The sequence below is a fragment of the Bacillota bacterium genome (genome assembly GCA_023511455.1).
Taxonomy (GTDB): Bacteria; Armatimonadota; HRBIN16; order HRBIN16; family HRBIN16; genus HRBIN16.
This window is the reverse complement of sequence record JAIMBJ010000001.1, coordinates 95,848-117,930: the sequence shown is the minus strand read 5'-3', so window position 1 is coordinate 117,930 and position 22,083 is coordinate 95,848. Positions and strand designations below refer to the sequence as shown.

Sequence of the window (22,083 nt, the reverse complement as noted above, 5' to 3'; positions counted from 1 at the left end):
TGACAGGGGGCATGAGGATAATGTGGCTGCTGGGGTGTGTGATAACCCTGATGATGGCAAACGTACAGGGACAACCTTCCGACCTGCCTTTCCCGGTCCCGCGCGAAGCGAACGGCTGGCAATGGAACGGCAAGAGCGACACTTACGACTCGCAGACCATTTTCGATTACATCGACGGCATCGGCGAGATATACCGAGCGTATAACATGCGCCGCGTGTGGGCGTGCCGCTACGAGAAAGCAGATAGCCCCACCCTGACTCTGGATATCTTCGACATGGGCACTGCCGAGGACGCCTTCGGCATCTTCAGCTTCGAGCGGGACGGGGAGGACGCTGGTATCGGGCAGGGTTCGGACTATGCGGGCAGAATGCTACGCTTCTGGAAAGACCGCTACTTCGTGGTCATCACCGCGCAAGAGGAGAGCAACGAGGTGCGAAACGCCATCCTGCAGCTGGGCAGGCAGCTGGCGGCAGCTATTCCCCGCACGGGCAAACCGCCGGAGCTGCTGCAATTTCTGCCTGCGGAGGGGCTTCAGCGCGAACGCATTCTGTTCTTCCGCCACCCGATGATAATGAACCGTCACTTCTTTGTAGCAGAGAAAGATATCCTGAATCTGAGCCCCAAAACAGAGGGAGTACTGGCAACCTATCTCTCCGGTAAAGCGCAGGTGCGCCTGATGCTGGTGCGCTACCCCGCGGAGGCAGATGCGGTGCGGGCACGGGACACCTTCTCTCAGGCCTACCTGCGCGAGGGGCGGCAGAAGGGGGCGGTGCAGACGGAAAACAAAAAATGGACTGCAGCCAGACGGCAGGGCAGAACGGTAGCCATCGTCTTCGATGCACCGTCCCAGAAACAGGCACAGCAAATGCTTCAGAGCATCCGTTTGCCGGAAAAGGAGGTGTCCCGATGAGCGAACTGGTGTTGACCAGACGCGACCTGCTGAAAGCTACTGCAGGGGCGGCGGTCGCCGCGCTGACGCCCGAGGTGCTGGCGCAGGAGAGACCGAAGCGAGCAAAGGTGGTGCTGGTTCGGCACAAGGACGTGCTGGATACTCAGGGCAAAATCCACGAGAATGTGCTGATGGAGATGCTGGACGCGGCGGTCACCGAGCTGGTCGGTGTGAAGAACCCGATAGAGGCATGGAAACGTCTGGTAAAGCCCTCCGACCTCGTGGGGGTGAAAAGCAACGTCTGGAACCCGTTACCCACTCCCAAAGAGGTAGAGCAGGCCATCCGCAAACGCCTGATGGACGCCGGCGTTCGTGAGGACAACATCCGCATCGATGACCGCGGTGCCCGTTCTACCCTCGCCCCCTGCACCGCGTTAATTAACGTGCGCCCTGTGCGCACGCACTGGTGGTCGGGCATCGGCGGGTGCATCAAGAACTACATCATGTTCACCGAGAACCCAGCCAGCTACCACCCGGACGCCTGTTCCTCGCTGGCTAAGGTTTGGGAGTTACCGGCGGTGAAAGGCAAGACGCGCCTGAACATCCTGCTTGCCCTGACGCCGCTGTTTCACGGGCGCGGACCACACCACTGGGACCCGCGTTACGTGTGGCAGTATAAGGGGCTGTTCGTCTCCTACGACCCGGTGGCAGTGGACGCGATGGGGCTAAGGCTGATACAGGCGAAACGCCGGCAGCATTTCGGGGAAGATGTCGCGCTGGAGACGCCCCCAACACACATCCGCGACGCGGAGGTCAAATACGGATTGGGCGTCAGCGACCCACGCCGAATCGATTTGGTCAAGCTGGGCTGGAAAGAGGACATCCTGATTTCGTAAGGTTGACGATTCACCACAGAGAACAAAGAGGAAGTCCCTCTGTGAACTCCGTGTCCTCTGTGGTAAAATCTCTTTTGCCTTTGCTTCAAAGAGGTGAACGATGCCGGCAAAGACACTGCGCTCCAAAACGGCCATCCGTCGCCTGCACCAGCAGTACGCCTCCGTGACCGGCAGGGCGATGACCATCGCGTTCCTTTTGCAGGATTGGGACGACCCCTACAACGTGGGGGGCATGTTTCGGGTGGCGGACGCCGTCGGCGCGAAGGAGCTCATCCTGACGGGTCACACGCCCGTGCCCCCGCACCCGCAGATTCACGTCACCTCCATGGGGCACCACCGGCGTATCCCGTTCCGCTACTTCGAGCGGCACGAGGAGGCGGTCGCACGGTTGAAACTGGAAGGCTACCATCTGGTGGCGGTGGAAATCGCACAGGACGCCGTTCACTACAAGCACTACCCCTATCCCCAGAAGCTGTGTTTGGTCATCGGCAACGAGGTCAACGGCGTGTACAACAAAGTGCTGGGCATGTGTGACGGCGCGGTGTTCATCCCGATGGCAGGCAAGGGCAAATCGCTGAACGTGGTGGTGGCTGCCGCGCTCGTGGCATACGAGGCATGGCAACGCCCCGAAGAGGCTAGCGAGCCTGCAGAAACCAGTCCATCGCCGTCCGAACCGTGATGCCTTCGGGCAAAAGTTTCCCTCTGGGAATGCAACTTTGTCACAAAATTATCCTTCTGGGAAGGAAAATCTTCGTGGATTTTTATCTTCCTGGAAGGAAAAAACGCCCGCAGAAAATCCCTCATGGAGGCGAGGAGCCCGACGAGCCGACCGCCTTTAGCGTCCATGATTGACGCATAACACAGGCTATACTATAATCGTAGCGGAGACGTACATGCGGAGGTGTGGCACGACGATGGACGTGCTGGTCGTCGGCAATGACGCCGTTGCTACCGAGAAGGTTCTGGAACTATTGCAAAGAGATGGACAGATACGTATTTACAGGGGTGTGACCCCGTCGCCTCCTGATGTCATCGTGATGGAGTGCCCTCTACTCACGCGGACACAGCGCGAGGTGTTGCAGGCTTATGCACAGCTCGGTAGCGCCCAGGATGTTGCTGAGGAACGCGGCTGCTCGGTGCGCACGGTCAAGCACCATCTGAACGACATCCGTCGGCTGCTCGGAGTCAAAACCACCGTGCAAGCAGTCTACATTGCCACAAGAGCCGGTTTGATATGACCGCCGAATAGTATGGTACTATCGTACCAGAAAATTGATACTTTCGGACAATTGACGTGGGGGGGGGTGGCAGTACAATGGTGACAGAAACAGTGGAAAGGGAGGAGTCACCATGAAAACAGCTATCCGCGTAGTCTCCGTGTTGCTTCTTGGGGTAGCGTATCTGTCTCTGGCAGGTGCGCAACCGCTGAGTCCAAAGCGGCTCAACACCGACCCCAATCTCGCCGCGCTAATTGCCGTGCGAGGGCAGTTTACCAGTCTCCTTGTGGACCAGCAACAGGCGTTGACCATGCCGGTGTGGGCCGCCGACTTTTCGCCCGATGAGCAGGTGGACTTCGACCAGCTGGTTAGCCGTTCCTTCAGCCAGCTGGAGCTGCCTGAACAACCGGGCTGGGGACTGTTCGAGCCCACAGAGCAGTATCTGGAAATACAAGTGCGCTTTACCGACCAGCAGGGCAGACTCGGACGCGTGGAGTTCCGGGACCCTGACACCTGGCAGCTGATTGCGAGCATCTGGGCAAATGCTATTCGAACGGAGGCGTCTGGGGTGTTTTCGATTCCGGCGGACCGGCGCGAGATGGTAGCGGAAGTGCTGAACGACGTAGGCAGGGTACTGGCGCGCATTGCAGTGGATGTGGGGAAGTTCGATACGGTGGTACCCGTACCAGTGGTTGGCAACTTTGACCCCTATCGCTTCGAACCTGTTTACTGCCCGCACATCAGCCCGCATCCAGATGATGTGTTCGGACAACCGGGTGACCCCTATTGTCCTCCTGGTCACAGAAGCGGTGTGACCGTTCTGGGGCGCAGCCACACGACACTGTATAAAGACTTCGTCAACGACGCAAGGCTAGCCGTGCCGGTCGATCCTCCTAATGAGATTGCCAACCTATTTCGCAAGAAGACCATCTACAACTCCGTGTTCATAAACCAGACGGAAAGTAAAGTAGGACCGTTCAAGGTAGGCGACCCGAAGTCCATGGCGGAGCTGGTGCAGACAATAAACAACGCAGCGGCACAGGACGCGTCGTATCCGGTTTCTTCTGTGCAGGCAGCCCCCTACTCTGAGAGCTGCGCAAAATGGCGCCTGAAGTTCACAGGCGAGGCAACGGCGGTGCTGGCGATTCCCTACGAGCGCAAGAAGCGCCAGCCCACCCTTTCGGCTTTTCTTAGCGCAATCAACACACTACTAGCGCCTCGGAAAGAGTTCTTATCCGTGCTGGTTGCGAGCGCTGCCAATGTGTGGCTGCAGGATGAGCAGAACGCGCAGGCATCCGGGTTGAAACCCGGCGAGGTGGTCGCCATCGGGGATGTATACTCTGTAAGCACCGACAGCGCCCAAGTGGTGGTCCGCGACCAAAACCTCACGCAGGAGTGGACGGTGTATATCAAGGTCAGATACCCAGATGGACGCACCGCACCCGCAGAGGGTATCGTTCAAGCATTACGTGATAGCCCTATCACTAACCCTCCACCCCCACCTTCTGCTACACCAGATACGTACGTTGGTAGGGATGGAGCAATAATACGGCTTGGTAAAGGCTGGCGATGGAAATTTAAGGTTTCATCGCCTGGTGGGGAGGAACGTTTGATTGACGTCCCCCAAGACCCCCCTACCATCACTCTCTACATTGACGTGGTACCTCCTCCGGCTCCATGAGGCAAGACCAACATCAACTCAGGGGGCAAGTCGCCCCCTGAGCCTCTCTACCCGCTCTCTCCCTGCTCGTAGGAGGAATAGTAGTAGGGCGTCTCTGCCTCGAACTCGGCGGCGCAGGTGTCCACCATCTTGTAGACGGGTTCAATGCCCAGTGCCTTGCGGGCGCGACGCAGTTCCAGTTCGTCCACCCCCGCGATGTCCGCCAGCATGGCATCGGGAAAACCTTTGCCTTTGGCGAGACGAAGCAGTTCCGCTGCCGGATGCTGGTCGCACGGGTTGTGCACCAGCTCGCGCAGTTCGCGGGCGTGCAGGCGCAGGCGGGTCTCCATCTCCACCAGCTGCCGGATTTTCTCGAGGAACCAGGGGTCAATATTCGACAGCTGCGCCACCTCTTCCACCATCATGCCACGCCGGAACGCTTCGGCGACGATGAAGATACGTTCGTCGGTCGCTACCGCTAAACCCTCTTCAATCTGCATGTCGGACAGCGCGGCGGTACCGCGTCGCGTCAGCCCCGTCGCGCCGATTTCCAGACTGCGGATGGCTTTCATCAGCGCGCCCTCAAAGGTGCGGTCTATCGCCATCACCTCGCCCGTCGCCTTCATCTGCGTGCCGATACGCCGGTCAGCGGTGACGAACTTGTCAAACGGCCAGCGCGGGAACTTCACCACCACATAGTCCAGCGCGGGCTCAAAGCACGCTTTCGTCTTTTTGGTGACCGCGTTCTCGATTTCGTCCAGATGCAACCCAATCGCGATTTTGGCTGCCACCCGCGCGATGGGATAGCCCGTTGCCTTAGACGCCAGCGCAGAGGAACGCGACACACGCGGGTTCACCTCGATGACGTAATACTGGAAGCTGTTCGGGTCTAACGCCAGCTGCACGTTGCAGCCGCCCTCGATGCCCAGCGCGCGGATGATGTTGAGTGAGGCGGTGCGCAACATGTGGTACTCTTTATCGCTGAGTGTCTGGCTGGGCGCAACCACGATGCTGTCGCCCGTGTGCACGCCCATCGGGTCCAGGTTCTCCATGTTACACACGGTGATGCAGGTGTTCGCGCCGTCCCGCATCACCTCGTACTCGATCTCCTTCCAGCCTAGCAAGCACCGCTCCACCAGCACCTGATGGCGCATGGACAGATTCATGCCCAGCTGACCGATGTGAAGCAGCTCTTCTTCGCTGTAGGCGATGCCACCGCCCGTGCCGCCCAGCGTGTAGGCGGGACGCACAATCGCCGGATAGGGGCAGATTTTCGCCACTTCCTGCAGCTGCTCGTCGCTTTCCACAATCCACGACTCGGGCACTGGTTCGCCGATGGCTTTCATTGTCTCACGGAACAGCTCGCGGTCTTCAGCCTTCTGGATGGCGGAGAGCGGCGTGCCCAGCAAACGCACATCATACTTTTCGAGAACGCCCGCCTCCGCCAGCTGCGCGGCAAGGTTCAAGCCCGTCTGTCCCCCCAGCGTGGGAAGCAGTCCGTCCGGTCGCTCCCGCGCGATAACCCGCTCGGCAAAATCTATCGTCAACGGCTCGATATAGACGCGGTCGGCAATCTCGGTGTCGGTCATGATGGTCGCGGGGTTCGAGTTGATAAGCACTACCTGCACGCCCTCCTCTTTCAGAGCGCGGCACGCCTGCGTGCCCGAATAGTCGAACTCCGCCGCCTGACCGATGACAATCGGTCCCGAACCGATGACCATCACTTTTCGAATGCTTGGATCTTTTGGCATTTCCTCCCTCTTATCCCGGTATTCAGCATATCTGCATTCTGCGATACAGGTTTCAGTTCGTCATTCCGTCAGCAGTTCTGTCATGCTATACAGCAACCACAGCCCCGCCACGTTGCGCTCGATGCCCGACGGCGCATCACCCAGACCACCCGCGATGCGCAGGGTGGTCGCAAGCATCCTGCCTTCGCCCAGAGTGATGTCCACGATGTAGTCATGCACCCGCCACGATCGGGCGTCCACCCGGCGCAGGACGGGTTGCACCACGGCATCTGCCCCCAGCATCTCCTGCAGCTGCCCAGTCACCAGCGCACAGTCGCAGGTCAAACCCATAAATTGCGAGCCGGTATACCCCTTCTGGCGGAACCGCTTCCAGAGGGGATGAGGCACAAAGTGCCTCAAGGCCTCGCGCCAGAAGGGCAATCCCTCTGCAGGCAAGCCATCATGCTGGTGCTGAAAGAGCACCACCCTTGCCCCCTGACGCAGCGCATCCAGCAACGCCGGATGCCACGCCGAGGCGATGAGTTGCCTCTGCTGCCCGATTTCCCCTTCGCCGACGCGCTTCACCTCCCAGTCCAGTTTCTCCGCTCCGCGCAGCTTGTGGTGAGGGTCATACACCGCCCACTGGCTCAGAACGCTGCTATCCACCTGCGGATAACACCAGAGTTCCCAATCGTTCTGTATGACCTCTCCCCCGTCCGTCTTCAGGGCGCAGTAGAGGGTGAGTGGTTGCATCTGGCTCACCTCGGGCATTCTCAGCTCCAGCGCCGCCACCGGCGCAAGCGAGCCAGCACGTATCGGCGACTGTATGCCATGCTCACCCTGCAGCAACGTCCGTCCGTGTTCGTCACACAGGCTCCAGTGCAGAGTTCCCCTGCAATCGCACCGCCCGTAATGGGAAAGAGCGACATGAGCGACAACGGTATCGTTACTGAAGAAGTTCCACCAGTCCACGTACGACGGGCGGTCGCCGCCGTTGAACCAATCCCTTCTGCGATGGAACTGCAGCAACAGCACATCATCAGCGTTGAACTTCCGCCACTCTGAGGCATCCCACTTGGGTCTGCCAGAGTCGTCAAAGATGCCGGACGTAGCGATAGGCGTATCGCTGATGCTGGTAATCACATAGCCGCTAATCTCACGGTACAGGCGTGTCGTCTCTACGGTCACCTTGCGGTGGAACATCGCCTGTTGTTCGGAAGAGAACTTGAGGGCGTCACGGTCATCCGTAAAAAATCCGTCCTGATTCAGCCGGTGCAGCTGCTGGATGACGTAGACGTCCGGTCGTAAGCCACGAGGGTTGATATCCTCGTCTTCTGTTGCCCACCAGGGCGCGACGCCGCCGTTTGCCTGCAGAAGAGCCGGCAAATCTCGGTAGGTGTCACAATCGCAGTACTCGCCGAACAGCCAGGGCATGGGTTCGCGCCCGCGCGGTGCGAAATAATCAAACAGAGGACGCAGGAACGGCAGGTCGCAGTAGAAGTGGTTGTCGTAGAAATCGGCATATTCTTTCAGCAAGCCGTGGTACGCCTCCCCGCCTCCGCTGTTATCCCGCACCAGAGGACTGTCGGTCAGACGCTTCACCAGCCGGTAGAGCTTCTCCAGGAAGGGCGCACTTGCGCTGTCCGATAGCTCACAGCCCAGCGTCCAGACGATGACGCTGGGATGCCCGCGCAGCTGCAGCACGATGCGCGTATACTCATCCACGACCTGCCTCTGGAACACCGGGGTAACCTCTGGCAGCCACATGGGTAACTCCACCCATGCGAACATGCCCATCTCATCGCACAGGTGCAGATAATGCGCCGGCGGCACCCACAGGCAGAACTTCACCATGTTGAAACCCATGTCGCGCAGCCGCGCAAGCTCGGCGCGTATTTCGTCTTCTGTCGGGTTAGGCGCGAGATGTTGCGGATACCATCCCCAGTGCAGGATGCCTCGCGGGTACACTGGCTCTCCGTTGAGCAGAATGGTATCCCCTTTCACCTGCACCGTGCGCAGACCAACCGCGCGGGCAATCCGGCAGGTATCTCCATGCTGGTCGGTGATTTCCACCTCCAGACGGTACAGGTTCGGCGAATGGGGAGACCACCACTGCGGCTCCGGGACATCCATCGCGACCCGAACATACCCGCGTTCATCGCACTGCACCTGTTTGCTACTGACCAAGCCGCCATCAGGACCGTAGAGGCGCAGGTCAAGACCAGCAGGAAGCCGCCCACCGCAGGATATCTCGACTTCCACCTGCTCCTTGCCCACCACGTTTGGATAGAGGTCTTCTATCCATGCCTCCGGCGTACGAACGAGCCACGCTCGCTGCCAGATGCCCCCAAACGTGCCGTACACATAGGGCAGGAACCCAGCCAGTGTCCGGGGCACAGGGTAGGTTTCGCCCCCCGGCTTCATCACGCGCAATGCGACAAACGCCTTCCCATCCTTTACGTGCGAGGTGAGGTCGCAAGCAAAGCTGTCCCACATCCCCACATGGTTTGCCAGACGGTGACCGTTGACCCAGACCTGCGCGGCGTAGCTGACTCCCTCCAGCAAGAGCCATATCCTGCCCCGCTGCCAGTCGGCAGGCACCTCCACCTCTGTCACATACCAGACGGGACCCTCAAAACGCGCGGAGATGCCCTCCCGCTCCCAGCAGTGTGGTACGCGGACAGATTTCCACCGCTCGTCCGGGGTACGCGGAAGATACCACTGCTCGGACTCCCCGCTGTCGGCTTCGTCGGTGCGCATCCACCAGTAGGCACACTCCTTACGCCACATCCCTCCTCGGCACAGCGTGCTGAATGGCATCAAGAACCTCCCTTTCCTTTGCGAGCTGCTGCTGCGCTATCGTGAATACGAGGCAGCCGGTGGGAGTGGAACCTCCAGCGATAAGCCTCCTGTAACCATCCCGGTACACGGTACACCGAGATGGCATACGGTCCCACCCATTCGCGCAGGATGCGGTTGCGACGGCGCAACAGGTCGGGATAATCCTTTCTCCACCACCACTCGCCCTGAATCCCATCCAGTACCACCACATGAGTAACCCCGTATCGCCCAATGGGGTCGGGATAGTTGGCAAGGCGGGGAATCACCAGCATGGTGGAAACCGGCGCATCTAAGCAAAGCCCTGGGGCGCAGTTGCCCGCAACCACTGCATCCCGAGGTAGAACATGTTCCAGCTTCTCGGCGAGATGCTTCAGAGTGTACTGACGATTCTGGTACCAGCTGGTGAAGTACCAGAGGTTCCACACTGCGATAACCGCCAGCGCTGCCGCAGGCGCCCACGCCAGAGAGAACCTGTTTTCCGAAAGCAGACGATGAAGCACCCACTGTGTCACCGCCGCCAGTGGAAACGCCATCCACAGCACCAGACTTACCACATCCCACGAGAAGGGCACTCGTAAGGCAAAAACCAGCGCAAAATAGGTCGCGTATCCCAGCATCAGCGTGCGCAAGAGATGTGCCCACCACTCTCGCGGTCGCCACACCATGCGGCTGATATCCGGCAAACGCATGATGCTGATGGCTGCCAGCGCGACAATGGCGGGATAGACGGGCACGTAGTAACGGCTCGGGGCGTATCGGATGAAGGCAAGCAACGCGATGCCCAACCACATCCACACCAGCAAGAACTCCACCGCACCGTTTCCCTGACGTCGCTCCTCCCTGCGGAAAATCGCCAGTAAGGTGGTGGTCAGTGCGAGAAAGATAGTCACCGGCATGTGGGCAAACAGGTAACCCATCAGCCCGTACTGGTAATTCAACACCGCGCGACGTATGTCTGCATAAGCCTCCATGACATTGCGCGGCAGTATCTGGTAGGTCAGGTAGAAATCGCTCATGTGACGGTACTCGCGCCAGTGCGGTAACAGCCATACTCCCGCGTACAGCAGTCCCGCAATCACCATTCCCCCGGCAGTCGCCGCGATTTCCCAGCGGGCATCCCGTTTGTGCGTTCGTCCGCTCCACCAGCTCGCCAGCAGCGGCGCGGGTATGAAGAACGCGCATAACGACTTGATGCTACAGGCGACAATCGTCATGACGCCAGCCAGTGCGGACCACGCCAGCCCCTCGCCGCGGCGAACCCAGGCATAGAACGCCAGCGCCAGAAACAGGGTTGCAGGCGTCTCCAGCAACGCCATGCGGTTGTACATCAGGTAGGCGTGTTCCCATGCCAGTACCAGCGTGCCCACCCATGCTACCCTTTCGCCCAAAGCGCGCCGCAGCGCGGCAAAAAAGACAATCAGCGTCAGCAGGGAACATACCACCGAGATCGCCCGCGCCTGCGGATAGCCCACCCCGAACGCCCTGAACACCACTGCCTGCGCCGCGTGCACCAGCGGGCTCAGCACCATGTTGTTGAACTCGTTGGTGCGCGCCTGCCCCAGCAGCACCGCGTTGCGGGCGTTATGGGTGTAGAAGCCCTCGTCCGTCAGCAGACCGCTGCTCCAACACAGGCGGAAATCAGGGTCGGCATCCAGCGCCACCACCCGCGCCCACATCACCAGCGCGGTCGCCGCAAGAACCAGCATGACGATGGCTGTCTGCTTTTTCATCGCGGAACCGTCAGCTCCTCACCGAGTCGATTAGCCGCAGGAACTCGGCAAAGTACGGGTCGCTGTCGCGCGGACCAGGCGACGCCTCCGGGTGATACTGCAGGGTGAAGATAGGCAGCGACGTGTGGCGCAAGCCCTCCACCGTGCCGTCGTTCAGGTTTATCTGCCATACCTCCATGCCCTTCTCCAGACCAGAGGGGTCCACCGCGTAACCGTGATTCTGCGACGTAATCGTAACCTGCCCCGAACGCAGGTCTTTGACGGGATGATTGCATCCCCGATGTCCGAACTTCAGTTTGAACGTCTTCGCGCCGAACGCTGCGCCCACCAGCTGGTTGCCCAAACAGATGCCGAAGATGGGCACCCTGCCCACCAGCTTGCGCACCTGCTCCACAATGTCCCCCAGCAGGGCGGGGTCGCCCGGACCAGGCGACAGCGCGACTCCGTCGGGGCGCGTCGCCAGAATGTCTTCGGCGGTCGCGGTGCAGGGTAACACTGTCACCCGACTGCCCAGCGCGGCGAACCGCCGCGCGATGTTGTATTTCACTCCGCAGTCCACCAGTGTCAGACGGTAGCGTGTGCCCGGCAACTCAGGTGCGTCATAGGGCTTCATGCCCTCCGCGTCCCAAACATACGGTTCTGGTGTCGTCACCATCCGCACGTAGTTGAACTCCTCATAGCGGGGGGAGGCTTTGAGATGCTGCCACGCCTCTTCGCGGGTCAGTTCGGTGGTCAAGATGCCCATCATTACCCCTGCTGCCCGCAGTCGTCTTGTCAGCGCGCGCGTATCGATGCGATGGATGCCGGGCACGCCCTTTGCTCGGAGATGCTCGCGCAACGTCCAGCGGGCACGCCAGTTGCTCGGATGCTCGCACGCCTCGCGCACCACCAGCGCAGACACCTGAATGCGCCGCGATTCGTCGTCTTCCTCATTGATGCCGTAGTTGCCAATCAGCGGATAGGTCAGCGTGACAATTTGCCCGGCATAGGAGGGGTCGGTCAATATCTCCTGATAGCCGGTCATGCCCGTGTTGAAGACCACCTCGCCCACCACCGTGCCGGGCGCGCCGATTGCCTCGCCCTCGAAGGTGATGCCATCCTCCAGAACCAGTATCGCTTTCACTCCAACCTCCCTGCTACCACTTTGCCTCCGAACACTGTTGCTATCACGCGCATGTTCTCCCACTCGTCCGACGGCGTTGTCGCCGGGTCGCGGCTCAACACCACGAAATCTGCTCGCTTCCCTGCCGTCAAGGTGCCTGTATGGGTCTCATCCTTACCTGCCATCGCAGAACCAGCCGTGTATAAACGAATAGCAGTCAGCGCGTCTACTCGCTCCTCCTCTCCCAGCACCACGCCAAGCGGAGTCTTGCGTTCCATCGCTGCGCGCACCCCGTCCAGCGGTGCACCCGGCACCACCGGACAGTCGGAACTGAACGCCACCCGTACGCCCGCCCGCAGCAGTGAAGCTGTTCTCTTAAGACGCCTCGCCCGCTCCTCGCCCAGTCCGTAGCGGTAAGCGTCACCCAGCCGCGCCACGAACTCCGGTTGCAACACCGCCACCACACCCAGCGCGCGGAGGCGGTCGATTAAGCCATCGTCCAGCAACATGCAGTGTTCGATGCGATGTCGCACATCCGCTCGCGGCTGCGTTTGCATTGCCTGTTCATACAGGTTCAGCACCGCTTCTATTGCGCGGTCGCCGATGGCGTGGGTAGCTACCTGCCAGCCTGCCCGGTGCGCACCCGCAATGAGATCCTGCAACTCTTCCTCGCTGTGCAGCAGCATCCCCGTCGTTTCGGTGTCGGCATACGGCTCCTTCAGCGCGGCGGTGCGGGTGGTCAGCGCGCCGTCGGCAAACACCTTGGCAATGCCCACACGCACGCCGTTGCTGCCTGTACCGATATCCTGTGGCTGCAGCCACCTCCCGTCACGCCGAAGCGCGTTTGCCAGAATCATCAGCGTCACGCGCAGGGGCGCGCCTTCGTTCACCGCCTGCACACAGGCAGCCACCTCCCCTTCCAGGTCGCCCCAGCCGGTGCTGGCGTCTGATGCGGCAGTGATACCCTTCTTCGCCATCGCCTGCGCCGCCAGATGGATGGCACGCACCCGTTGTCGGTGCGACAGCGGCGGCTGGTGCCTGGTCACCAAATCTGTGGCTCTCTCCAATAAGACACCCGTTGGCTCGCCGTGCGCGTCGCGCTCGATGGTGCCACCGGGCGGGTCGGGGGTCTCGCGCGTGATGCCTGCTATCCGCAACGCTACTGAGTTCGCCACGCCCCCGTGTTTGCTGGTGTGTTCGATGAACACCGGCTTTTCAAGGCTCACCTGGTCCAAATCATGGCGTGTCGGATGCCTGCGCTCCGCCATGCGGTTCTGGTCGTAAAAGCTGCCCACAATCCACGGCGCGTCCGGGTTGTCCTGCGCCCAGCGGCGCAACTGACTGATTAGCGACGGGATGTCAGGGGCGTGTTCCGGGCTCAGGTTCGCCGCGCTCAAATCCAGTCCGTATGCCAGAATGTGGCAGTGGCAGTCGTTGAAGCCCGGCACCACAAACAGCCCGCCGCCGTCGACGCGCTTCGCGGAGGGGTAGCATGCTGCCAAATCCGCCGCATCGCCCACCGCCAGCAAGTGTTCTTCTCGCCAGACCATCGCGCTCGCGACGGGTTGCTCTTCCTCCATCGTGTAGATGGTGACGTTTTTCAGAAGCGTTTCCGGCATTGTGTTGTTATCCCTCACCCCCGACCCCTCTCCCACGCTGTGGGAGAGGGGAGATGGTTGACCTCCGCCTGTCTCTCTCTTCCGCACGGGAAGGATGCTTAACCTCACCCCCTGCCCCTGTCCCGCAAGGAGACGGGTGTTCCGCTACCCAAGCCCCCGCAGGGAAGGGGGGGTTAGGTTCTTTTCACCTCACCCCCTGCCCCTCTCCTAAAAGGAGAGGGGTGTTCTACCCCCTTCCCTCGCAGGGAAGGGGGACGGGGGTTAGGTTCATTCCTCCCGATACACCACCTTACCCCCAACCATCGTCAACACGGGCTTCCCCAACACCTCCCATCCCTCGAAGGGGGTGTTACGCGACTTCGAGCGGAATCGCTCGGCGCGAACCGTCCACCTGCGTTTCAGGTCAAACAGCGCGATGTCGGCGGGCGAACCCGGCTTCAGGGTGCCTCCGGGCAGCCCCAGCACCTTTGCGGGCTGGCAGCTCATCTTCTCCACCAGCGCGCTCAGGCTCATCCTGCCCGTCGCCACCAGCTCGGTGTAGGAGACGGCGAACGCGGTTTCCAGCCCCACGATGCCGAACGGCGCGAGGGCAAACTCCTGCGCCTTCTCGTGATGGGCGTGGGGGGCGTGGTCGGTGGCGATGGCGTCAATCGTACCATCCAGCAACCCCTGAATGATGGCATCGCAGTCCGCCTGCGTGCGCAGGGGCGGGTTCATCTTCGCGTTTGTGTTGTAATCCAGGCACGCCTCATCGGTCAGGGCGAAATAGTGCGGGCAGGTTTCGGCAGTGACGGGTGCGCCGCGCTCCTTCGCCCAGCGGATGACCTGCACCGCACCCGCCGTCGACACGTGCAGGATGTGCAGGCGGCAGCCGGTAAACAGGCTCATCAGGCAGTTTCGCGCCACCTGTATCTCCTCCGCTACCGCGGGCATCCCGCGCAAGCCCATGATGGTGGCGGTCAGCCCCTCGTTCATGCAGGCGTCACGGGTCAGCGATTTGTCCTCGCAGTGGGTCATGACGGTCAAGCCCAGCTGCGCGGCGTACTCCATCCCCCGCCGCAGCACCTCCGCTGATTGCAGCGGATAGGCGTCATCGGTGACCGCAACGGCTCCTGCCTCCTTCAGTGCCGCCATCTCGCTCAAGCCCTCCGGCTGCAAGCCCTTCGTGATGGCAGCCACCGGATACACCCGCGCGACGCCGACCTCTTCCGCCCGCTTCAGCAGACCGCGAACGACCGACGGTTCATCGAGTGGTGGGTCGGTGTTGGGCATACAGCACACTGCGCTGAAGCCCCCCGCAACCGCCGCCGCCGTGCCCGATTGCACGTCCTCTTTATACTCGTAGCCCGGCTCGCGCAGGTGGGTGTGCAAGTCGATCAGCCCCGGCGTCAGCAGCAGTCCGGAACAGTCTATCACTTCGCAGCTGCCCACATCGTAGGAAGTGCTGTCGTCGGTGATGGCAAGGACGGCGCCGTCCTCCACCACCACGTCTGTGACGCGGTCGATGCCCTGCGATGGGTCGCAAACGTGCGGTTTTCGGAATATTGTTCTCATGCCGTCGCCTCCCCGCCCAGAAGATGGTAAAGCACTGCCATGCGGATGGCGACGCCGTTGGTCACCTGCTCCAGAATGACGGAACGTCCGCTATCCGCCACGTCGTCAGCAATCTCCACACCGCGGTTCATGGGCCCCGGGTGCATGACGATGCAGTCCGGTTTGGCAAGCTGCAGCGCGCCAGCGTTGACGCCCCAGCGTTGGGCGTATTCGCGCAGGCTGGGCAGCAATCCACGCTCCATCCGCTCCTGCTGCAGGCGCAGCGCCATCACCACGTCTGCGTCTTTCACGCCTTCGCGCAAATCGGTGTACACCTCCACCGGCAACCGATGCACATCGCGCGGCAACAGCGTGGCAGGCGCGACGAAGCGTACCTTCGCGCCCATCTTGGTCAGCCCCCACAGGTTGCTTCGTGCCACGCGGCTGTGCGCGATGTCGCCCACGATAGCCACCGTCAGCCCTTCCAGTCGTCCTTTGTGCTGGCGGATGGTCAGCATATCCAGCAGCGCCTGCGTCGGGTGTTCATGCATGCCGTCGCCCGCGTTGACCACCGGAACGTCCAGCGCCTGCGCCACCAGATGCGCCGCTCCCGATTGGGGATGACGCATCACCAGGCAGTCGATGCGCATCGCCCGCAGGGTCTGCACCGTATCCAGCAGGCTTTCGCCCTTTTGCACGGAGCTGGTGGCTGCCGCCACGCTGGTAGTATCTGCCGACATAATCTTGGCAGCGTTTTCAAACGAGACGCGCGTGCGGGTGCTGGCTTCGTAAAACAGCGTGACCACCTGCCTGCCGCGCAGGGTAGGCACCTTTTTGACAGGGCGTTCCAGTATCTCTTTGAACGACTGCGCCGTGTCCAGAAGCAGGAGGATGTCTTCTGGACTGGTTTCGCGCAGGGTAATCAGGTCGGTCATCATGCCTGTCGCTCCTGGTCGGGTTTGCGAATAGAGACAGAGTCTTCGCCGTGCAGCTCTTCCAGACGGACCTCCACAAACTCCTGTCGCGATGTGGGCAGGTTCTTGCCCACGTAATCGGGACGGATGGGCAGTTCGCGGTGCCCGCGGTCGATCAGCACCGCCAGCTGGATACACGCCGGACGCCCCAAATCCATCAGCGCGGTGATGGCAGCGCGGACGGTGCGCCCGGTATAGATGACCTCGTCCACCAGCACCACCTTTTTGCCGGTGATGTCCACCGGGATGCGCGTTGCGCCGATGTCGGAAACGGTGCGGGTGCGGTAGTCGTCGCGGTAAAGGGAGATGTCCAGCTCGCCGACGGGCACGGCGGTGCCTTCGATGTGTTCAATCAGTCGGCTCAGGCGGTGCGCCAGCGGTGCGCCTCTTCGCAGGATGCCCACCAGTACTAAGTCTTCCGCGCCTTTGTTGCGCTCCAGAATCTCGTGTGCGATGCGGGTCAGCGCGCGCCGCATCTCGTGGGCATCCATCACTTTCACTTCGGTGGGCATGCGTGCCTCCTTTTGCTGTGCGGGCGGCAAGGAGAGGTGCTGAGCGGGCAGGCACTATGCATCGCTCCTTGTCCGCCTCGCTGGACGGACTTAAAGGAACCCGTTGCATAGAGTATAACGGAAGGGATGGCGGTTTGTCAAGGAGGGGCTAGCCTGTTTGTGGTTTCCAATTTGAAATGTCCTATTTTATTCCCAATTTGAAATGTCACATCGTCCGTGCGTTAGCCGAGTTGGGCATTGCGATACTCTACGCCCATACCCCCCAAGCCAAAGGCAGGGTGGAACGTCTGTTCCGCTTCTTCCAAGACAGGCTCATCAAGCAGATGCGGTTAGCAGGCATCACCGACTACACGCAGGCGAACCGCTTCCTGCAGGAGCAGTTTCTGCCCTGGTATAACCAGCAGTATACCCGTTGCGTGCCGAATCGTTACCGCGCTTTGCCTGAAGAGGTAGACCTGCCGCTGGTGTTCTCCATTTGGATATGTGACATTTCAAACTGGGAATTAAATGTGACTCGCCACTGGTAACAATAGGCAAGCACGCGCCCTCAGGTTACCTGTACATCCATCTCACTGTTTCATACAACTCGCCAAACTGCGTGCGCTGGTGGCGGTAGAGAGCGGCGTTCTCCTCGCGGGGCTCCATCCGCCTCGTGGGCGCGGCAATCCGTTTGGCGATACCGAAGGACTCATACGCGCCCACCGCCACCCCCGCAATCACCGCCGCGCCCAGCGCCGTGCTGGTCTCCGCGTGATGGGGGATTTCTATCGGACAGCCGTACATGTCTGCCAGAATGCGCATCCATTCCGCGTTGCGCGTGCCGCCGCCCACCACGCGCACCGTCTCGGCAACCTCTCCGTGCTCGCGCATCACGTCCAGAATGCTTGCCAGTGCACACGCGACCCCCTCCAGCACCGCCCTTGCCAGATGCCCCCGCGTGTGATGTGCCTGCAGCCCGAAGAAAACGCCTTTCGCCTGTGGGTTCCAGATGGGCGCGCGCTCGCCACTGAGGTAGGGCAGATAGAGAAGCCCTTCACTGCCTGCGCGCACCTGCGCCGCTTCCTGTTGCAGCCGCTTGGCAGAGGCTCGCCCGCCGAACAGACGGGTGAACCAGTCCCACGCGCTGCCCGCCGACTGCACCGTGCCGAACTGCACCCATCGCCCCGCCTGCGCGGACATCAGCGTGGTGAGGCGCATCTGCTTGTCTGGCGTGAACCGCTCGCGCAAACAGGAGGTCCATGCCGTAGCGCCCACGTAGGTGTAACACCCACCCGGCTCCACCACGCCTGCCCCTACTGTGGCGCACGCGCCATCCCCCGCGCCCAGCACCACAGGCAATCCTTCGGGCAGCCCCGTTGCCCGCGCCGCCTGCGCGGTTACACCACCGATGACCGTCGCCGAGGGGAACACTTCAGGCAGCAGACGAGAGGGAATGCCTGTCGCCTCTATCACCTCCTCGCTCCAGCAAAGGCGTTTGACATCGTATATCCCCGTCAGCGAGGCATCAGACGGGTCAGTAAAGCCCCATCTGCCTGTCAGTCTGCCCGCACAGTAGTCCTTGCATTGCAGCATCCACCGGGCTTGCGAGACCACTTCTGGCTCCCGCTCCTGCAGCATCATCAACTTGGGCAGGGAGTAGAATGGTGCGAGGCGGTTGCCAGTTATGGCGTAGTATCGCTCCTCACCCATGCGTTGCCGCAGGCGTTCACACGGTTGCTGGGCGCGGATGTCGGCATGGATAAGCGCGGGACGGAGCGGTCTGCCCTGCTCGTCCACCAGCACTACACCGTTCATGTGCCCGCTGAAGCCGACCGCCACCAGCTGGCGGCGTCGGTTGGGGTCTTTCTCCAGCAGGACGCGACAGCACCGCACGACCGTCCGCCACCAGTCGGCAGGGTTCTGCTCGGCGGCAAGGGGAGCGGGATGGGCGGTGCGGTAGCCCGCGAAGGCGGTATCGATGATCTGCCCCCGCTCGTCCACCAGCACCGCCTTATTACCGGTTGTGCCCAGATCGTGCGCGAGGATAAGATTCATGTATCCATCTGCGCCCGCAGGTACTGAGCGCACTTCGGCAGCTCCTCACGTGGGTCGCCCGGAATGCCGCACTCCAGCGCCATATAGCCGGTGAAGCCAATCTCCTTCAGTGCCGCGAAGCCCGACCGGAAGTCGGTATGCCCGTAGCCCGGCAACAGGCGCGTGCTATCGGCGAGATGTACATGCGCGAGGTACCCTTTTGCGCTGCGGATGGCGGCGGGGATGTCGCGCTCTTCGATGTTCATGTGGAAGAAGTCCGCCATCAGCTTCAGGTGCGAACCAGCCACGCGCTGGCAGATGCTGACCGCCTGCTCGAGCCGGTTCATGTAGTGGGTCTCGTAGCGGTTCAGTGGCTCCAGCAGGATGTAACTGCACGCCTTCTCCGCCACCTTACTCAGAGGCTCCAGCAGCTTGCACAAGAGTTCCGTCTCCAGATCCACTGCCGAGGCATAGGGCGACAGGTCGGAGATGCGCGGCGGACCGAAGATGGGCACCACAATCACGCCCGTCGCGCCGATTTCGCCCGCAACGTACAGCAGGGTCTCGATGTCCTGCATGGCGCGTTCGCGCTCGCGGCGGTCGGCGTCCAGCAGCGCTCCCCGATAGCCCGCGCAGATGGAGCTGGGCTTAACGGAGTGGTTCTGGGTGAGTCGCTTCACCTCCGCCACGCGCTCCTTGCGCATCCCGCCCTGCTCGGTGTCCAGGAACTGCGCTCCCCAGAACTCGATGCCTTCGTATCCGAACTGCGCCAGGTTGTCCAGCTTCTCCTGAAGCGTGTTGCCCGGCGCCATGCCATCCTGACAAGCCAGTTTCATCGCAGTCTCCTCCTGTTTGGATATCCGCTACCGTGAAGTGTCGGGACGGGCGCAACGCTCCCACTTGCCCGGCATGTGCGGATGGGGCTTGTGCGGCTCGGTCTGATACCAGAACGCCACGCTGGAGTAGTCGTTGTTTTGCAGGTTGGCGTGCCCGTGCTCGATGGTTACCTTCAGCGATTTGGTGAAAACCACCGGGTCCTGAATATGGAATCGGTAGCTGGTGCATTTGTGCCGTCCGGGGTAGCGCGGGTCATGCTCCCAGATGGATGTGCCCGCGTAGGGATAGGCGTGATTGTGCATCCCCCAGGCGTGGCAGAAGTAGTCCTCCGAACCGGTTCCGTTCAGGGAGGACAGCTCTTCGCCGTCGATGAAGAACATGTCGTCGCCCTCGCCCCACCAGGTCAGTCCCTCCAAAATGGGGTCGATGTTATGCACCGACAGCACACAGCCCACGTAGTGCCCCGCGCCCTCCGCCTCCAGGATCACGTAGTTCTCCTTGCCGTCGATGTTCGGTTCCTGCCAAAACAAGCCGATATCCAGACCCTGACGCGCCAGTTCTCCCTTAATCCCGCGCGTGGGATACTCCTGCCGATACTGGGCGTGGAAGCGCAGGGCGTCTTCGGGCAGCGTATCGTACTCCTCGTAGTCGATATAGAAGTAGAAGGCGTCGATGGGCACATCGCACTCGTTGACCACCTGAATGACCGCCCGCTCGGCAAAAGGCATCTGCCAGTAGCAGTTCATCGCCATATTGCCGCCGCGCTTGCCGTCCAGCTCTGCGGGGGCAACTGTCGCCAGCGGGGCGGAGACAAACGACTGCGCGATGCCGTGCCCCAGACCGAAGAAGTCGCCTAACGGCACGTAGACGCTCGGTTCGGGTTCGTTGTCCCAGTACATCTTCAGCAGGGTCTTACGCAGGTAGTCGCGGTCCTTGCAGGCGACGGTGAACCAGATATGCGTGATGCAGCCTGCACCAGAGATGTCTGCTAACGTAGCGGTTTCGCCAGCAGGTATCTGTCGGAAGTCGGCATTGCCGCCTGTCTTATCGTAGCTGGACACGCGCCTGGTACGTGCATACCGCCGCAGGGTCAGCGATTTCAGCGTCGACAGCGTTAATGGGTTCATGTGCTCCTCCGATTGCAGATGGAATGTATCCCCTGTCTTGCTTCGCCATTCCTGCGGCGGTTCCTGCGCCACCGTCCGCGCTAAACGGATTCGAGTGCCTGCTGCAGGTCTTCGATGAGGTCGTTCACGTCCTCCAGACCGACGGAGAGACGCACCATGTTATCGGGGATGCCGCACCACGCACGCTCTTCGGAACTCATCGAAGCATGAGACATCTTCGGTGGGTAGCCAATCAGCGACTCCGCCCCGCCCAGGCTCTCCGCGAGGTTGAATATCTTCGTGCCTTCGCAGAAGCACTGGGCGGCTTCCGCGCCCCCTTTCACGCCCACCGCAATCATGCCGCTGAAACCGTGGCGCATCTGTTTGCGTGCCAGTTCGTGCTGTGGATGGGACGGCAAGCCGGGATAGCGCACCCACTCGATCTTCGGGTGGCTCTCCAGAAACTGCGCCACTGCCAGGGCGTTTCGGCAGTGCGCCTCCATGCGCACGTGCAGAGTGCGGATGCCCCGCAAGGTTAGCCAGCAGTCGAATGGGCTGGGCACGCCGCCAAAGTCGTTCTGGTAGCGATACAGTTTCTCATACAGCTGGGGGTCGTTGGTCACCACTGCGCCGCCAATCAGGTCGCTGTGCCCGCCGATGTACTTGGTGGTGCTGTGCAACACAATGTCCGCGCCGAGGTCCAGTGGCGTTTGCAGGTAGGGGCTGGCGAAGGTATTATCCACCACCAGCAGGGCGTTGCGACGATGCGCCAGTTCGGCGATGGCTGCAATGTCCAGCACCACCAGCGTGGGGTTGGAGGGGCTTTCGATCCACACCAGCCGTGTGTTGGGGGTGAACGCCTCTTCCACGCGGTTCAGGTCGGTGAAATCGGCATAGGTGGACTCAATACCGTATTTCTCGCGCAGGTGGCGAAACAGGCGGAAGGTTCCCCCATAAATGTCTTTGGTAGCCACGATATGCTCCCCGGTGCGCACCAGCGAGCTCACCGCCGTCTCCGCCGCCATCCCAGAAGCAAACGCCAGCCCATACTGGGCGTTCTCCAGCGCGGCGATACTGCGTTCTAGTGCCCCACGCGTGGGATTTCCCGAGCGGGCATACTCCCACCCTGCTTTAAGTTCGCCTACCTTCTGCTGGACATAGGTGGACGCCATATGAATTGGCGGTACCACCGCCCCTGTTATTGGGTCTGGTTCTTGTCCAGAGCGAATCGCTTTGGTACCAAAACGCATCTTGTTCCTCCATCGAAGTTCTTTTTTTCAGCGAGGTCGCTTCCATCGTCTTGGTCCGACCTCTTTGCTTGAGTGCGACGACCTCGAGGCGTTCTGTGCGTGTTATAGTAACCTAAAACCTCAGGTGCTGTCAAATAGCGGGTTCGTCAGTGCCCCGGTGCGATGTGCAGCAG

Annotated in this window: 18 protein-coding genes; 6 read left to right on the top strand and 12 right to left on the bottom strand. The window is 61.2% G+C overall.

Going from position 1 to position 22,083, the window contains the following annotated elements; translation table 11 throughout:
• Positions 1–11 precede the first annotated feature (11 nt).
• The 5 genes from K6U75_00475 (at position 12) to K6U75_00455 (ending at position 4,684) form a co-directional block, all read left to right on the top strand.
• Positions 12–911, top strand: a complete 900-nt coding sequence (locus K6U75_00475; protein ID MCL6473514.1) for a hypothetical protein — start codon at positions 12–14, stop codon at positions 909–911.
• Complete coding sequence (locus K6U75_00470; protein MCL6473513.1) at positions 908–1,786, top strand: DUF362 domain-containing protein; 879 nt, start codon at positions 908–910, stop codon at positions 1,784–1,786. Before K6U75_00475 ends, K6U75_00470 begins: the two co-directional genes overlap by 4 nt.
• A gap of 100 nt (positions 1,787–1,886) precedes the next feature.
• Complete coding sequence (locus K6U75_00465) at positions 1,887–2,465, top strand: tRNA methyltransferase (GenBank protein ID MCL6473512.1); 579 nt, start codon at positions 1,887–1,889, stop codon at positions 2,463–2,465.
• Between the two features lie 235 nt (positions 2,466–2,700).
• Positions 2,701–3,024 (top strand): helix-turn-helix domain-containing protein, encoded by a 324-nt coding sequence (locus K6U75_00460; GenBank protein ID MCL6473511.1) that lies wholly within the window; start codon positions 2,701–2,703, stop codon positions 3,022–3,024.
• 112 nt (positions 3,025–3,136) lie between these two features.
• On the top strand, positions 3,137–4,684 hold the full coding sequence (locus tag K6U75_00455; protein MCL6473510.1) for a hypothetical protein: 1,548 nt from the start codon (positions 3,137–3,139) through the stop codon (positions 4,682–4,684).
• A gap of 47 nt (positions 4,685–4,731) precedes the next feature.
• Here K6U75_00455 and carB read toward each other — a convergent pair whose 3' ends face one another.
• From carB to pyrR, 8 genes are all read right to left on the bottom strand, one after another.
• On the bottom strand, positions 4,732–6,414 hold the full coding sequence (gene carB / locus K6U75_00450) for a carbamoyl-phosphate synthase large subunit (protein ID MCL6473509.1): 1,683 nt from the start codon (positions 6,412–6,414) through the stop codon (positions 4,732–4,734).
• A gap of 60 nt (positions 6,415–6,474) precedes the next feature.
• Complete coding sequence (locus tag K6U75_00445; protein ID MCL6473508.1) at positions 6,475–9,213, bottom strand: hypothetical protein; 2,739 nt, start codon at positions 9,211–9,213, stop codon at positions 6,475–6,477.
• Positions 9,213–10,964: a glycosyltransferase family 39 protein gene (locus K6U75_00440; GenBank protein MCL6473507.1), complete on the bottom strand. Its 1,752-nt coding sequence runs from the start codon at positions 10,962–10,964 to the stop codon at positions 9,213–9,215. The genes K6U75_00445 and K6U75_00440 overlap by 1 nt, the downstream gene beginning before the upstream one ends.
• 10 nt (positions 10,965–10,974) lie before the next feature.
• Complete coding sequence (gene carA / locus K6U75_00435) at positions 10,975–12,087, bottom strand: glutamine-hydrolyzing carbamoyl-phosphate synthase small subunit (protein MCL6473506.1); 1,113 nt, start codon at positions 12,085–12,087, stop codon at positions 10,975–10,977.
• Complete coding sequence (locus tag K6U75_00430; GenBank protein ID MCL6473505.1) at positions 12,084–13,685, bottom strand: amidohydrolase; 1,602 nt, start codon at positions 13,683–13,685, stop codon at positions 12,084–12,086. The genes carA and K6U75_00430 overlap by 4 nt, the downstream gene beginning before the upstream one ends.
• Positions 13,686–13,952: 267 nt before the next feature.
• Complete coding sequence (locus tag K6U75_00425) at positions 13,953–15,239, bottom strand: dihydroorotase (GenBank protein ID MCL6473504.1); 1,287 nt, start codon at positions 15,237–15,239, stop codon at positions 13,953–13,955.
• Positions 15,236–16,153, bottom strand: coding sequence for an aspartate carbamoyltransferase catalytic subunit (locus tag K6U75_00420; protein ID MCL6473503.1), 918 nt, complete (start codon positions 16,151–16,153; stop codon positions 15,236–15,238). The genes K6U75_00425 and K6U75_00420 overlap by 4 nt, the downstream gene beginning before the upstream one ends.
• On the bottom strand, positions 16,153–16,704 hold the full coding sequence (gene pyrR / locus K6U75_00415; protein ID MCL6473502.1) for a bifunctional pyr operon transcriptional regulator/uracil phosphoribosyltransferase PyrR: 552 nt from the start codon (positions 16,702–16,704) through the stop codon (positions 16,153–16,155). Before pyrR ends, K6U75_00420 begins: the two co-directional genes overlap by 1 nt.
• 176 nt (positions 16,705–16,880) lie before the next feature.
• Here pyrR and K6U75_00410 point away from each other — a divergent pair, with 176 nt between their 5' ends.
• Positions 16,881–17,231, top strand: coding sequence for a hypothetical protein (locus K6U75_00410; GenBank protein ID MCL6473501.1), 351 nt, complete (start codon positions 16,881–16,883; stop codon positions 17,229–17,231).
• A 25-nt stretch (positions 17,232–17,256) separates the two neighbouring features.
• On the opposite strand, the gene xylB is transcribed toward K6U75_00410, so the two are convergent.
• The 4 genes from xylB to K6U75_00390 all read right to left on the bottom strand — a co-directional run bounded on the left by xylB (position 17,257) and on the right by K6U75_00390 (position 21,910).
• Positions 17,257–18,771, bottom strand: a complete 1,515-nt coding sequence (xylB, locus tag K6U75_00405; GenBank protein MCL6473500.1) for a xylulokinase — start codon at positions 18,769–18,771, stop codon at positions 17,257–17,259.
• Positions 18,735–19,553: a sugar phosphate isomerase/epimerase gene (locus K6U75_00400; protein ID MCL6473499.1), complete on the bottom strand. Its 819-nt coding sequence runs from the start codon at positions 19,551–19,553 to the stop codon at positions 18,735–18,737. Before K6U75_00400 ends, xylB begins: the two co-directional genes overlap by 37 nt.
• A 27-nt stretch (positions 19,554–19,580) precedes the next feature.
• Positions 19,581–20,681 carry a DUF2961 domain-containing protein gene (locus K6U75_00395; GenBank protein MCL6473498.1) on the bottom strand — a complete coding sequence of 367 codons (1,101 nt, stop codon included), beginning with the start codon at positions 20,679–20,681 and terminating at the stop codon, positions 19,581–19,583.
• Positions 20,682–20,761: 80 nt separating this feature from the next.
• Positions 20,762–21,910 carry a cystathionine gamma-synthase gene (locus tag K6U75_00390; GenBank protein MCL6473497.1) on the bottom strand — a complete coding sequence of 383 codons (1,149 nt, stop codon included), beginning with the start codon at positions 21,908–21,910 and terminating at the stop codon, positions 20,762–20,764.
• Between the last annotated feature and the right edge of the window lie 173 nt (positions 21,911–22,083).